Source organism: Janthinobacterium sp. SUN120 (assembly GCF_030397735.1).
In the GTDB taxonomy this organism is placed as follows: Bacteria; Pseudomonadota; Gammaproteobacteria; order Burkholderiales; family Burkholderiaceae_D; genus Janthinobacterium; species Janthinobacterium kumbetense.
In genome coordinates this window covers 309349-324471 of the sequence record NZ_JAPUBW010000004.1, presented here as the reverse complement: position 1 = coordinate 324471, position 15123 = coordinate 309349, and the positions used below count along the sequence as shown (strand labels likewise).

General features: G+C 64.9%; 8 protein-coding genes. 6 read left to right on the top strand and 2 right to left on the bottom strand.

The genetic code is table 11. The features are described from left to right. The first annotated feature begins 115 nt into the window (after positions 1-115). Both O0879_RS22050 and O0879_RS22045 read left to right on the top strand, forming a co-directional pair. The gene (locus tag O0879_RS22050; RefSeq protein WP_251349607.1) at positions 116-1015 is read left to right on the top strand and encodes a LysR family transcriptional regulator; all 900 of its coding nucleotides are present in this window, start codon (positions 116-118) and stop codon (positions 1013-1015) included. A gap of 13 nt (positions 1016-1028) precedes the next feature. Next, positions 1029-1913: a methylenetetrahydrofolate reductase gene (locus tag O0879_RS22045; RefSeq protein ID WP_289918769.1), complete on the top strand. Its 885-nt coding sequence runs from the start codon at positions 1029-1031 to the stop codon at positions 1911-1913. A gap of 54 nt (positions 1914-1967) precedes the next feature. Here the strand turns inward: O0879_RS22045 and glmS are convergent, their stop codons facing one another. Then, entirely contained in the window at positions 1968-3797 is a 1830-nt protein-coding gene (gene glmS, locus O0879_RS22040) for a glutamine--fructose-6-phosphate transaminase (isomerizing) (protein ID WP_099665965.1), read from the bottom strand. Between the two features lie 161 nt (positions 3798-3958). On the opposite strand from glmS, the gene O0879_RS22035 reads away from it, so the two are divergent. After that, positions 3959-4432 (top strand): Lrp/AsnC family transcriptional regulator, encoded by a 474-nt coding sequence (locus O0879_RS22035; RefSeq protein WP_289912580.1) that lies wholly within the window; start codon positions 3959-3961, stop codon positions 4430-4432. Positions 4433-4747: 315 nt separating this feature from the next. Here the strand turns inward: O0879_RS22035 and O0879_RS22030 are convergent, their stop codons facing one another. Next, on the bottom strand, positions 4748-5446 hold the full coding sequence (locus O0879_RS22030; protein ID WP_289918766.1) for a response regulator transcription factor: 699 nt from the start codon (positions 5444-5446) through the stop codon (positions 4748-4750). A gap of 80 nt (positions 5447-5526) precedes the next feature. Here O0879_RS22030 and O0879_RS22025 point away from each other — a divergent pair, with 80 nt between their 5' ends. The 3 genes from O0879_RS22025 (at position 5527) to O0879_RS22015 (ending at position 15057) form a co-directional block, all read left to right on the top strand. Beyond that, positions 5527-7539: a sensor histidine kinase gene (locus tag O0879_RS22025; protein ID WP_289918763.1), complete on the top strand. Its 2013-nt coding sequence runs from the start codon at positions 5527-5529 to the stop codon at positions 7537-7539. A gap of 329 nt (positions 7540-7868) precedes the next feature. After that, a complete protein-coding gene (locus O0879_RS22020) occupies positions 7869-13352 on the top strand; it encodes a YDG domain-containing protein (protein WP_289918760.1) in 5484 nt (1827 codons plus the stop codon). Positions 13353-13386: 34 nt separating this feature from the next. Continuing rightward, on the top strand, positions 13387-15057 hold the full coding sequence (locus O0879_RS22015; protein ID WP_289918759.1) for a ShlB/FhaC/HecB family hemolysin secretion/activation protein: 1671 nt from the start codon (positions 13387-13389) through the stop codon (positions 15055-15057). Positions 15058-15123 lie beyond the last annotated feature (66 nt).

Below are 15123 nucleotides of genomic sequence, written 5' to 3'. Positions count from 1 at the left end.
GGATGGATGCGCCAGGGCCGTAAAAGTGCAGGCAACAAGGGGATCGATGATAGCGGCGGGAATCGATGAAGTATAATGGTCTTATTTCATACATCCATGAACATGGCTCATCTCAATGCTTGAACGCATCCACCTCAGCATCGTCCAGCAGGTCGAGAAACAAGGGTCGCTGACGGCCGCCGCAGGCGTGCTGCACCTGACCCAGTCGGCCCTGAGCCACAGCATGAAGAAGCTGGAGCAGCAACTGGGCACCGACGTCTGGCTGCGCGAAGGGCGCAACCTGCGCCTGACGCAAGCCGGCCAGTATCTGCTGGCGGTGGCGAACCGGGTGCTGCCGCAACTGGACCTGGCCGAAGAACGCCTGGGCCAGTTCGCGCAGGGCGAGCGCGGCGCACTGCGCATCGGCATGGAATGCCACCCGTGCTACCAGTGGCTGCTGAAGGTGGTGTCGCCGTATCTGGCCGCATGGCCCGACGTGGATGTGGACGTCAAGCAGAAGTTCCAGTTCGGCGGAATCGGCGCGCTCTTCGGCTACGAGATCGACTTGCTCGTCACGCCCGACCCGCTGTACAAGCCGGGGCTGACGTTCGAACCCGTGTTCGACTATGAGCAAGTGCTCGTCGTGGCCAAGGGCCATGCGCTGGCGGCGGCAGCCTATGTGCAGCCCCAGCAACTGACGCAGGAAGTGCTGATCAGCTACCCCGTGGACATCGAGCGCCTGGATATTTACAATCAATTCCTCTTGCCGGCTGGTGTCACGCCCAAGCGCCACAAAGCCATCGAAACCACCGACATCATGCTGCAGATGGTAGCCAGCGGCCGCGGCGTGGCCGCCCTGCCGCGCTGGCTGGTCGAGGAGTACGCAGCCAAGATGGACGTGGTGCCTGTGCGGCTGGGCGAGCGCGGCATCGCCAAGCAGATTTTCCTGGGGGCACGCGAGACGGACACCGCCATCGACTACGTGCGCGCCTTCATCGCACTGGCGCGCCAGCCGGCCAGCGCCAGTGCGCAGTGACCGCAGCGACGCCATGGGTCATCTCTTGATGCATCCCGCTCAGCTCGGGTCCGCCGGCCACATCACGCACGCCTATTCCCTGGAAGTCAGTGCCAAGGACATGCCGGCGTTGAGCGCGGCGGCGCCGCGGATAGCGCCCGCGTCCACCATTGCCATTCCCTACCTGCCGCGCGAGGACGACGCCGCGCGGCTGGCCGCGGCCCGCACCGTGCGCACGCTCGGCTTCGAACCCATGCCGCACTTGTCCGCCCGCCGTATTGCTTCGTTCGCCGAATTTGAGTCATTCATCCAGCGCGCCGTCGCCGAAGCGGGCGTCGAGCGCTGCTTCGTGATCGCCGGCGATCCATCCACCGCGATGGGGCCGTTTTCCGACAGTGCCGCGCTGATCGACACAGGCGTGTTCGAGCGCGCAGGCATGAAGGTGATCGGCGTGGGTGGTCATCCGGAAGGCCATCCGGTCATGAGCAAGGCCGAGCAGTGGGATGTGCTCGAACGCAAGTGCCGCAGCATCGCGCAGCGCGGCATGACGCCCTTGATCGTCACGCAGTTTGCGTTTGATGCCGACATCGTGTTGACGTGGCTCAAAGCGCTGCGCGAGCGGGGCATTGACCATCCCGTGCGCGTGGGCGTGCCGGGTCCCGCGAGCATCGCGGTGCTGGCCCGCTATGCCGCATTGTGCGGGGTGAGCGCCTGCGCATCGATGTGGTCCAAGTACGGCGTGTCCATCGGCAAGCTGTTCGGCACGGCGGGGCCGGACCTGTTTGTCGAGCGCCTGGCCGCCGGGCTGACAGCGGCACACGGCGAGGTCAGCCTGCATTTCTTTCCCTTCGGCGGCATCGCACAGTCCGTCAAGTGGATAGAGCAGTACCGTTCCCGCGCCCACCCGGCCCCTGGCTGACGAGCGCCCCGCCGGCGGCAGCGCGCCGCCAGCGACAGGCGCCATCCGTCCGGTTTACTCCACCGTCACCGATTTGGCCAGATTGCGTGGCTTGTCCACATCCGTGCCGCGCGCCAGCGCCGTGTGGTAGGCCAGCAATTGCAGCGCGACCACGTGCAGGATCGGCGACAAATCGCCGTAGTGCTCGGGCAGGCGGATCACGTGCAAGCCTTCGCCGGAGCTGATGCGCGAATCGACGTCGGCGAAGACGTACAGCTGGCCGCCACGGGCGCGCACTTCCTGCATGTTCGATTTCAGCTTTTCGATCAGGGCGTCGTTCGGCGCGATGGTGACGACCGGCATTTCATTCGTCACCAGGGCCAGCGGGCCGTGTTTCAGTTCGCCGGCCGGATACGCTTCGGCGTGGATATACGAAATTTCCTTCAGCTTCAAGGCGCCTTCCAGGGCGATCGGGTAGTGCATGCCGCGGCCCAGGAAGAGGGCGTTTTCCTTGCGCGCAAATTCTTCCGACCAGGCGATGATTTGCGGCTCCAGCGCCAGCACAGACGCGATGGCGACGGGCAAGTGACGCATGGCTTTCAGGTGCGCCGCTTCCTGTTCTTCGCTCAAGCGGCCATTGACTTGCGCCAGGCACAGGGTCAGCAGGAACAGGCCGGCCAGCTGCGTCGTAAACGCCTTGGTGGAAGCCACACCCACTTCCACGCCGGCGCGCGTGATGTAGGCCAAGGCGCATTCGCGCACCATGGCGCTGGTGGCCACGTTGCAGATGGTCAAGGTGTGCTGCATGCCCAGGCTGCGCGCATGTTTCAGCGCGGCCAGGGTGTCGGCCGTTTCACCGCTTTGCGAAATCGTCACCACCAGCGTGTTCGGGTGTGGCACGCTGTCGCGGTAGCGGTATTCGCTGGCCACTTCCACGCTGACGGGCACCTTGGCGATGGCTTCGATCCAGTACTTGGCCGTCATGCCCGCATACGAGCTGGTGCCGCAGGCGAGGATCAGCACGCGGTCGATCTGCTTGAAGATGGCATAAGCGTTGTCGCCGAACAATTCCGGCATGATGCCCGTCACGCCTTCGAGCGTGTCGCCGATGGCGCGCGGCTGCTCAAAGATTTCCTTTTGCATGTAGTGGCGGTACGGACCCAGCTCGGCCGCGCCCGTGTGGGCGTGCACGGTCTTCACTTCGCGCTCGACGGGCTTGCCATCCACGTCGACGATCCAGCAACGTGACAGTTGCAGGTCGACCACGTCGCCTTCTTCCAGGTAAATGATCTGGTCCGTCGTGCCGGCCAGCGCCATGGCGTCGGACGCGACAAAGTTTTCACCATTGCCCAGGCCGACGATCAGGGGCGAGCCCTGGCGCGCGGCGACCACGCGGTGCGGCTCGTCGCGGCAAAAGACGGCGATCGCATACGCGCCGTCCAGGCGTTTCACGGCCTGCTGCACGGTTTCAAACAAATCGCCGTTGTACATGTGCTCGACCAGGTGGGCGATCACTTCCGTGTCCGTCTGGCTCTGGAAGACGTAACCCAAGGCCGTCAGTTCGGCACGCAATTCGTCGTGGTTTTCGATGATGCCGTTGTGCACCAGCGCCACGCGGGCGTTCTCTTCCGTCGGGGAGAAGTGCGGGTGGGCATTGAAGGAGACAGGGGCGCCATGCGTGGCCCAGCGCGTGTGGGCGATGCCCGTGAAACCGCTCAAGCCTTCTTCCGCGATCTGCTTTTCCAATTCCGCCACGCGCGAGGTGGAGCGCGAACGCTGCAAGCGGCCATCCGCATGCAGGGCGATGCCGCAGGAATCGTAGCCGCGGTACTCCAGGCGCTTCAAGCCTTCGAGCAGGATGGGAGTGATATTACGTTGCGCTACCGCGCCGACGATGCCGCACATGGAAACCTCTGTCTAAAATTTAATCAATGCAAGCATGCTAATGCAGAGTGAATGAAATATGCTTTCTAAATCTGTGCATTTTTGACCGAATATTTCATACTCATTTTGTGATGAAATATTATTTCATTTAGAATCAATTTATTTTCCAATTCATCAAAACCATGAGCGATAGCAACATTACCCTCGACGAGATCGATCGTCGCATCCTGAACGCCTTGCAAATTGATGCATCGCAAACCAACAGTGAGCTGGCGCAAGCGGTGCACGTTTCGGCGCCCACCTGTTTGCGGCGGGTCAAGCATTTGCGGGAAAGCGGCGTCATCGAACGGCAAGTGGCCATCGTCGCGCCGCAACTGGTGGGCGCGCGCCTGACGGCCATCGTGGAAATCACGCTCGACGTGCAGGCGGCGGAACGCATGGCGGAATTCGAGCAACTCGTGGCGGGCGAGTCCGCCGTGCTGCAATGCTACCGCGTCTCGCCCGGCCCCGACTTCGTGCTGATGGTGCAGGTGGCCGACATGCCCGCCTACCACGCGCTGGCGCACCGCCTGTTTGCCGCGCACGCGAATGTGCGGAACGTGAAGAGCTATTTTTCCACGTTCCGCAGCAAATTCGAGACGCGCATCGCCGTGTGATTTTTTACTTTCATTTATCCACTGCTTGCACACCGCTTGCCCACACACTTATACGGTGCTTTTCCACCGCTTATGCCGAACTTGCCCACAGGCTTATACACAAGCATGATGCGGGCAAGCCATGGCAGCAGAGCAAGGGATGCGCGGGGAAGCAGCGTCAGGCGGCCCGCGATGGCGCCGCACCGGGATGGAAAGAGTAGACAAGCTACTGCCAGCTTGACTTGTTCACCGGCTGCACACAGCTTGCCAACAAGTTAGTAGTCCAGTTATCGACAGGCTTATCCACAGCCTGTCCGCGGCGGCAGACGGGAAAACTCAGGGGCGCACTTCCGCTTCGGCATAGAAGCGGTAGCCGGCGTTGCGGGCGGTATTGATGGGCAAGGCCAGGCCCGCCGCCTGTTCCGCCTTGCGGCGCAAGCGGCTGATCTGGGTGTCCAGGCGGCGCTGGTCGTAGGTGAGAAAATCCTCGCCCAGCGATTGCACGATCTGCTGGCGGCTGACGATGCGTTCCGGCTCGGCCATCAGCACGTGCAGCACGGTGACGTCCTGTTGCGACAGCGCAATAGCGCCGCAGCCGGGCGGCAAGAGGCGGCGCGGTCCCAGTTCCAGCACCCAGGCCGTGGCGGGCGGCGGCGCGTCGGCAGGCGGCGCACCCAGGCGCCGCGCCAGCGCGCCCAGGGTGGCGGCCAGCTCATCGAGGTCGGCGCTCTTCGGCAGGTAATAGTCGGCACCACCGCCCAGTCCGTTGACCTTATCCTGCGTGGCCCCGCGCGCCGTAAACACGACGATGCCGATGGGCTGCCCCTGCGCGCGCAAGGCGCGCACCAGCACCATGCCTTCGCCATCGGGCAAGCCCAGGTCGATGATGGCAATGCGGTGCACGGCCGGCGCGTAGCAGGCGTGGAAGGCGGCCAGGTCGGCCACGGCGCTGACGCGGTAGCCGCAGTCGCCGAGAAACTCGGTCAACTCGTGGCGCAGCACGGCTTCGTCTTCAAGCAGGATGAGGTTCAACATGGCGCAAGGATAACCGATCGCCGTGGGGCCGGGAAGTTGTCTTTCTGACTCCCACACTGGCCGTGGTAAGCTGCCTCGCCATGAAAATCCTGCTCGCCCTTTGCCTGTTATTCACCGCCCTGTTCCCCCATGCTGCACTTGCAGTTGCCGCGCCCGTGCCTGCGCCGCTGCTGCTGCCGGCCAGCGGGCAGCCCGTGTCCGCCAGCGGCCACCTGCAGATGCTGCGCGATGCCACGGGCCGGCTGGGGCCCGATGCGGCATTGGCGGCGCCAGGCTGGCGCACCTTGCCCGGCGCCGTCAGCGCCGGTTACACGCAGGACGCCGTCTGGCTGCGCCTGGACGTGACGCGCGCGGCAGGCTCCCCCGATGAATGGGTCGTGCGTTTCAGCAACGCCGTGCTCGACGACGTGCGGCTGTACCGCTGGGACGCGGCAGGCCACTGGGTCTTGCAGGAAGCGGGCGCCGACGTGGCGCGCGGCAACTGGCCCATCGATGCGCGCCAGGTGGTGTTTCCGCTGCGCCTGCAAGCCGACACGCTACAGCGCTGGCTGGTGCGCCTGCACAGCAAAAAAGCCATGTCGACGGAGCTGACCTTGCTGCCCAGCGATGCCTTCGACAACGCTTCGCGCCGCGAATACCTGTACTACGGCTTGCAGTTCGGCAGTTATTTGCTCTTGATCCTGTTCCATATCTTTTTCTGGCGCATGACGCGCGAAGCCCACAGCGGCTGGTATCTGCTGTACGTGCTGACGAATGCCACGACGGAAGCGCTGACGATCGCCATTCCCCAGCAAATCTTCACCATGCCGAACTGGCTGTCCGATCCCATGCTGGGCGTGTCGATGGCGATGTCCATCGCCGTCGGCGCGCGTTTTTCCACATTGCAACTGGAACTGCCCGCCCTGTATCCCCGTTTCAGCCGCGTCGTGGTGGGTTTGACGGCCGCTGCCGCGCTGTGCGGGGCGTTGCTGGTGCTGCACGGCGACTATGCCGCCGGCGTGCTCGTCGTGCAAATGACGGCCTTGCCATTGATCGTGCTGTTCATCGCCCTGGCCAGCTGGCTGGCGCTGCGCGGGCATCGTCCGGCGCACGCTTTCCTGTTTATCTTCGGCATCTTTTACGCGGGCGTGGTGATCAGTTTCCTGCGCAATATGGCCATCGTGCCGCCGAACTTCTGGACCAACCATGCGGCCACCCTGGGCGCCTTCGTGCACATGATGCTGATGAGCCTGCGCCTCAACCGCCGCTACGCCGAATTGCGCCGCGCCAAGGACCGGGCACAGGCGGAGGCCGTCAGCGCCGTGCGCGCCCTGAATGAACGCCTGGAAGAGCAGGTGGCGCTGCGCACCGTGGCGCTGCGGCAGGAAATCGGCCGGCGCGCCGTGCTCGAAGGCGAATTGCGCGCCGCGCTGGAAGTGGAAACCCGCACCCGCGAAGAGCAGCAGGATTTCGTTGCCATGGTGTCGCATGAATTCCACACGCCCTTGGCCATCATCAATACCACGGCCCAGCAAATTGCCCGCAACACGGACGCGCCGCGGGAAAAAACCCTGCAGCGCTGCCAGAACCTGCGCGAAGCGAGCGGCCGCATGACGGCGCTGGTGGATGAATACCTGAGCGCCGACCGCATGGAAACGAGCGCGGCAACCTTCCGGCCCCTGCCATGCGACTTGCCCGCGCTGCTGACGGCAGTGCTGGCCGAATGGCCGCCGGGCCGCATCGAAGCGAGCGTGCAGGCGCTGCCCGCCAGCGCCGTGGTGGACGCCAGCCTGCTGCGCGTGGCCCTGCGCAACTTGCTCAGCAATGCCGACCGGCACGCGCCGCAAGCCCTGGCGATCCGCGTGCAGGCCGGCACGCTCGAGGACGGCCGCGTGCAGATCGCCGTCAGCAACGAAGGCGAGCCGCTGCCCGCCGATGAAATCCCGCGCCTGTTCCAGAAATACTTCCGTGGCCGCATCGCCCAGCACAAGCCTGGCGCCGGCCTGGGCCTGTACCTGGTGCAGCGCATCGCCGAATTGCACGGCGGCCAGGTGATACTGGCCAGCGCCGGCAACAACGGCACCATCAGCTTCGCCCTGCGCCTGCCCGTCTGACGCCCGCGCGCATTCCCGACTAAATCAGTCGGGAATCGCTCAGGTTTGCTCAATTTTAAATTTCCCCGTTCTGATATCTTTCCGTTCAGAAATCTTTGTAGCTTTTTATAACGTTTATATTTAAAAAAGCAACAAAAGCCGCAACGGACGCCGTCCACGCACAGCACAGGGAAAACATGCACCGCAACCAACTCGCCAGCCACCTCACCGGCCCCTCCTTGTTCGCGCCGCTTTCCTGACCCGTTCTTTCCCCATTTCCCGCTCGCGCCAGCCCGGCCAGGTCCGCAGGCGCGCGGGCGTCTCCCTATTCATCTCAACAAGGACATCGCATGCACCGTCACGGATCGTTGAACCACATCTACCGCCTCGTCTGGAGCCACGTCTTGAACGCCTGGGTCGCCGTCGCGGAAACCTCGCGCGGACGCGGCAAGGGCAGCCGCCGCAAACTGGCCGCGGCAGCGGCCGCCATGACGGCGCTGGCGCTGGGAGGGCCGGCACAGGCCGCGCCCACGGGCGGGCAGGTGGTGAGCGGCACGGCCAGCATCAGCCAGCAAGGCGGCACCACCACCATCCATCAGTTCAGCGCGCAGGCCGCGCTGAACTGGAACAGTTTTAACGTGGGCGCCAAGGAAACCGTCAACTTCGTCCAGCCTTCGGCGAGCGCACTGGCCGTCAACCGCATCTTCGACAGCAACGGCACGCAGATCCTCGGCAGAGTCAACGCGAATGGCCAGGTGTACCTGATCAATCCGAACGGCGTGCTGTTCGGCCGCGGCGCGCAAGTCAACGTGGGCGGCCTGGTGGCTTCGACGCTCGACGTCGACAGCGCCAGCCTGGGCGGTTCGAAACACGCGTTCGGCGGCCAAGGTACTGGCAAGGTCGTCAACGAAGGCACGCTGCGCGCGGCCGATGGCGGCTATGTCGCCCTGCTGGGCCGGCAAGTGAGCAACCAGGGCGCCATCTCGGCCCGCCTGGGCACGGTCGCCCTGGGCGCCGGCAGCGCCGCCACCCTGAGCTTTGACGGCGCGCGCCTGCTGCAACTGCGCATCGAGCAAAGCACCCTGAACAACCTGGCCGAGAACGGCGGACTGATCCGCGCCGATGGCGGCCAGGTGCTGATGAGCGCAGGCGCCCGCGATTCGCTGCTGGCCAGCGTCGTCAACCACACGGGCGTCATCGAGGCGCGCAGCGTGGAGCAGCGCGATGGCAGCATCATCTTGCTCGGCGGCATGGCCGCCGGCACCACCCATGTGAGCGGCACCCTGGACGCCAGCGCCCCCGCGGGCGGCAATGGCGGCTTCATCGAAACGAGCGCCGCCCACGTGAAGATCGGCAACGATACCCGCATCAGCACGGCCGCTGCCCAGGGCCGCGCCGGCACCTGGCTGATCGACCCCGTCGACTTCACCATCGCCGCCAGCGGCGGCGATATCAGCGGCGCCGCCCTGACGGCCAATTTGCGCAACGGCAATGTCGTGATCCAGAGCACGCAAGGCAGCCACGGCACGGCCGGCGACGTGCACGTCAACGACCAGGTCAGCTGGTCGGCCAATGAACTGACCTTGAATGCGCAGCGCAACATCAATATCAACGCCAACCTGAACGGTTCCGGCACGGCCAGCCTGGCGCTGGAATACGGCCAGGGCGCCGCCGCTGCCGGCAACACGGCCGTGTATCAGCTGGGCAACGGCGCACAGGTGAGTTTGCCCGCCGGGCAAAACTTCAGCACCAAGCTGGGCGCGGACGGCGTGCGCACCGGCTACACGGTGATTACCCAGCTGGGCGCTTACCGCAGTGTCACGGGCACCGACTTGCAAGGGATCAATGGCAAACTGAACGGCAATTTTGTGCTCGGCGCCGACATCGACGCCTCGGCCACCGCCTCGGCCGCCTGGAACCCCAATTGGTGGGATGCGGGCTTCGTGCCGCTGGGCAGGGATGCGGCCTTTGGCGGCATCTTCGACGGTCTCGGCCATTCCATCAATCAGCTCAGCATGATGTCCGGGTCCGGCGGCGGCAGCGGCTTGTTTTCCATTACCACCAAGGATGCCCTGATCCAGAATGTGGGCTTGAATGGCGGCCGCATCAAGACCCACTATTACGCCGGTGGCCTGGTGGGCGACAATAAGGGCACGATCAAGAATAGCTATGCGGCGCTCGACGTCATCGCCGATGGCTTCATCAGCGGCGGCTTGGTGGCGCGCAACAGCGGCACCATCGTCAACAGCTACGCCTCGGGCGCCGTCAGCAGCAATACCCAGAGCGGCGGCCTGGTCGGCATCAACCAGGGAACGATCAGCAACAGCTATGCCACGGGCAGCGTGGCGGGCAAGACCGAGATCGGCGGCCTGGTGGGCACCAACTGGGGAGCTGGATCCGTCAATACCAGCTACGCGGCGGGGCGCCTGCTCATCGCCGACGGCGGCACCAACTTCGGCGGTTTGATCGGCAGCAACAGCGCGCCCCAGCAAATCAGCAACAGTTTCTGGTCTATCGACGGTACGGGCCAGGCGACCTCCAAGGGCGGCACCGGCCTGACGGACACGCAGATGCGCACGGCCAGCAGTTTTACGGGATTCAATTTCACCACCACGCCTGGCGCGCAGGGCAATAACTGGGTGCTGGTCAACGTGGACGGCAACTTGAATAATGCCGGCCATGGCGAAGGCGGGACCTATCCCATGCTGGCATCCGAGTATTCCACAACGATCTACAATGCGCACCAGCTGCAATTGATGTCCATGGCACTCAATGGCAGCTACGTGCTGGGCGCCAACATCGATGCCAGCGCCACGGCGGGCGGCAAGGGCGTCTGGGGCAGGAATGGATTCATTCCTGTCGGCATGGCAAACGGCCTGGGCGGCGGCATAGAAAATATCTTCACCGGCAGCTTGAACGGCCAGAGCCATACCATCAGCGGACTGACCATCGCGTCCGACTTCGATATCGTCGGCTTGTTCGGCTATGCGGATAGCTCCTCCGTCATCAGCAATATCGGCTTACTGGGCGGCAGCATCAGCGGCGTCATCCACGTCGGCGCCCTGGCAGGCTACGGCAGGGGCCTCATTTCCAACAGCTACAGTAGCGCAACGGTCAATGGCCGCGAGTCCGTTGGCGGCTTGCTCGGCACGAACGACGGCAATATCAACAACAGCTACGCCAGCGGCGCCGTCAGCGGCAGCACGTCCGTGGGCGGCTTGATCGGCCTCAACATGAGCGGTATCGTCGAAAACACGTACGCGACGGGCATGGTCAAGGGCGAAACCAGCAAGGGCGCGTTGATCGGCACCAACTTCAGCCAGGTAAACAACAGCTTCTGGACCAGTACTGACGGCGTCTCGGGCATCGGCAGCGGTGGCGGCTCACAGTCGAACGTGCACGCCTTGAGCGATGCGCAACTGCACTCGAAATCGAGTTTCGGTGGCTGGGACATGGCCACGAACGCCGGCAGCGGCGCCATCTGGCGCATCTATGAAGGCCAGACGGCGCCGTTGCTGCGCAGTTTCCTGACCGCCCTGACCGTCACCTCGGATGCGGTCAGCAAGACTTACGATGGCCAAAGCTATGCGGGGGGCCTGTCCAATGCCCGTTACTCGATCGCTGGCGCTGCCGACTCCGGGCAAGTCTTTTCCTCAAGCAACAGCGTGTACGGCGCCATTCGCGATGCCGGTCTCTACAACGCCGCCGGCACCTACCTGTATTCCGGCCAACAAGGGTATGACATCGACCTGCAGGCGGGCGCCCTGACGATCAACCGGGCCGTCATCAGTCTGAACGGCACGCGCACCTATGACGGCAGCGCCAGCATGGCGGCCGGTCTGCTGACACTGAACGGCTTGGTGCAAGGCGAGAGCCTGTTGCTGTCGGGTAACGGTATCCTCGACAACAAAAACGCGGGTGGAAAAAAGACCATGGCCAACGGCACGCTGACGCTGGCTGACGGCAGCACGGGCCAGGCCAGCAACTACACCTTGGAAGGCGGCAGGCACAGCGCCACCGTCAACCGCGCCACGCTGAATGTGCAGGGCGTGGGGGCGGCCAATAAAGTCTATGACGCCAGCACGGGCGCCACCTTGACGGGCAAGGCCAGCGTGCAGGCGCTGGGCGACGACCAGCTGAACGTAAGCGGAGGCACCGCCCGTTTTGCCGACAAGAACGCCGGCATGGGCAAGGCCGTCACTCTCGACGGATTTACCTTGCAGGGCGCGGATGCGGCCAACTATGTGCTGGTGCAGCCGAACAACATCACGGCCGACATCGGCAAGGCCAGCGTGGTCGTCGCCGGCGTGGGTGCGGCGAACAAGGTGTATGACGCCACCACCGGCGTCATCCTGACGGGCAAGGCCAAGGTGCAGGCGCTGGGCGGCGACCAGTTGAGCGTGGCCGGCGGCGTGGCCCGCTTTGCCGACAAGAACGCAGGCAAGGGCAAGGCCGTCATCGTCGATGGCTACAGCCTGCAAGGTGCGGATGCGGGCAACTATGTGCTGGTGCAGCCGAACAACATCACGGCCGACATCGGCAAGGCCAGCGTGGTCGTCGCCGGCGTGGGTGCGGCAAATAAAGTGTATGACGCCACCACGGGCGCCACTTTGACAGGCAAAGCCAGCGTGCAGGCGCTGGGCGATGACCAGCTGAACGTAAGCGGAGGCACCGCCCGTTTTGCCGACAAGAACGCGGGCATGGACAAGACCGTTACCCTCGACGGCTTTGCCCTGCAAGGCGCGGATGCGGCCAACTATGACCTCGTGCAACCGGGCAAGGTCACGGCCGACATCAGTAAAGCTACTGTCAGCGTGAGCGGCGTGGGTGCGGCAAACAAAGTGTATGACGCCACCACGGGCGCCACCCTGACGGGCAAGGCCAGCGTGCAGGCGCTGGGCGGTGACCAGTTGAGCGTGACCGGCGGCGTGGCCCGCTTTGCCGACAAGAACGCGGGCATGGGCAAGACCGTCACCCTGAGCGGCTTTGCCTTGCAAGGCGCCGATGCGGCCAACTATGACCTCGTGCAGCCGGGCAAGGTCACGGCCGACATCAGTAAAGCTACTGCCAGCGTGAGCGGCGTGGGTGCGGCAAATAAAGTGTATGACGCCACCACGGGCGCCACGCTGACAGGCACGGCCAGCGTGCTGGCGCTGGGCGACGACCAATTGAGCGTGGCCGGCGGCACTGCCCGCTTTGCCGACAAGCACGCCGGAACAGGGAAAAACGTCATCGTCGACGGCTACACCTTGCAGGGTGCGGATGCGGGCAACTATGCACTCGTGCAACCGGGCAACATCACCGCCGATATTGCCAAGGCCAGCTTGCTGTTGACGGCCACGGCCACCAGCCTGACGGGTGGCCGCACGCCAGAACAGTTAAGCGGCAAGGTCAGCGGCCTGCTGGGCAGCGACACCCTGGGGGACGCCACCAGCGGCACCCTGGCCTGGATCAGCCCGGCCACGGCCCGCAGTCCGGCCGGCACCTACGCCATCACGGGTAGCGGCCTGGCTTCAAACGACTATGCCTTCGTGCAAGCCGAGGGCAATGCCGGCGCCCTGACCTTGAAGTCGGCCAGCCTGCCACCACCAGCCCAGGCAGCCGTGGTGCAACTGCAGGCGCAAGTGCTGGGCAGCTTTGCCGACACGCGTCCCGGCACGCTGGCCGCCGCACCCACCATTACCGTCACGCAGACGGATGCCCCGGCCGGCACTGCCGCCGCCAGCAATGCCTTGCCAAACACCAGCATGCAGATCGGCAGCCGCGGCCCGGCCCTGCAAGTCGTCCTGGGCGGCGTCAAGCTGCCCGCCAACATGCTTAACGTAAATCAATAACACCATGACTCATTCCTTGACTCCGCGACACCTGATGCAACAACCGTTGCTGTCCCTGCTGCTGCTGGCCTTTGCGCCATGCGCCATAGCACAAACCACCCCGGTCGTGCCCGATGCGGGCGCCATCCTGCGCCAGTTGCAGCCAGCCACGCCCGCCAATGTTGCTCCCGGCGCGCCGGCGCTGCGCATCGAACAGAAAGAGGGCGCGCCGCTGCCCGCCAGCGCGCCCTTTCTCGTCACGCAGATCGACATCGCCGGCAACAGTGCGTTCGATGCGGCCACCTTGCAGGCGCTCGTCGCCAGCGCCCATGGCACGACCTTGTCCCTTGAGCAACTGGGAGAACTGGCGGCCCGCATCACCAGTTACTACCGCGCCCATGGCTATCCGCTGGCGCGCGCCATCGTGCCCGCCCAGACCATCCGCCAGGGCATCGTGCGCATCGACGTGCTCGAGGCGCGCTACGGCAAGGTGGGCATCGACAACCGCAGCGACGTCAGCGACGCCTTGCTGCACGCCACGCTGGCGCCGCTGCAAACGGGCCAGACCATCAGCCAGGCGGAACTCGACCGCAGCTTGCTGTTGCTGTCCGACATACCGAATGTCGCCATCACGGCCACGCTCACGCCCGGCGCCGAAGTGGGCGGCTCCGACCTGCTGGTCGATGCCTGGTCCGGTCCTCGCATGGCTGGCGCTGCCTTCCTCGACAACAATGGCAACCGCTACACGGGCCGCGCCCGCCTTGGCGCCACCGTGTACCTGTACAACCAGCTGCACCAGGGCGACGTGGCCAGCGCCAGCGTGCTCAGCTCGGGCACGGGCATGTCGTATGCGCGGCTCGGCTATGACCTGCTGCTGAACGGCGCCGGCACGCGCGCCGGGGTGGCCATGTCCGCCCTGCGCTACCGCCTGGAAGGCGCCATGCGCCCGCTGCACGCACATGGCACGGCCCAGGTCGCCAGTGCCTGGCTGCGCCATCCGCTGCTGCGCAGCCGCGATGCGAACATGTCGATCCAGCTGCAATATGACCAGGTGCACTTGCGCGACCGCATCGACGCCAGCGCCATGCGCAGCGACCGCCGCCTGGACAACCTGAGCGCCACCCTGGGCGGCGACGTGCACGATGCCGCCTTCGCTGGCGCCATCACCAGCTGGAGCGTGGCCGCGACGGCTGGCAAGCTCGACATCAGCGACCCGCTGACGCGCCTGAACGATGCCTTCAGCGCCCGCAGCCATGGCAATTTTGCGAAATGGAACGTCAACCTGTCGCGCCTGCAAAACCTGGACCAGCGCAACGCCGTGTACCTGGCCTTCGCGGGACAGTGGGCGGACAGCAACCTCGATTCCTCCGAAAAGATGAGCGTGGGAGGCCCGTACACGGTACGCGCGTATGACGTGGGCGCGGCAGCTGGCGACCTCGGCTATTTCGGCAGCGCCGAATGGCGGCATGAACTGAGCGCCAGCGACGCGGGACAATGGCAAGCCGTGGCCTTCGTCGACAGCGCACGCGTGACGGTGAACCAGCAGCGCTGGACGCCGGGACCGAACAGCGCACGCCTGCACGGCGCCGGACTGGGCGTGAACTGGGCGGACGGGCAGCAGTGGAATGCCCGCGCGTACGTCGCCAAGCCCATCGGCGGCACGCCCGTCCTGCTGGCGGCGCGCAGTTCGGCCCGCCTGTGGGTCGAACTCAATCGCCGCTTCTGATGCGGCGGCAACAGCCGGAAGCCCGACTTTCGGCTGTTGCTTGATCCAACGCAAGACTTACCCACC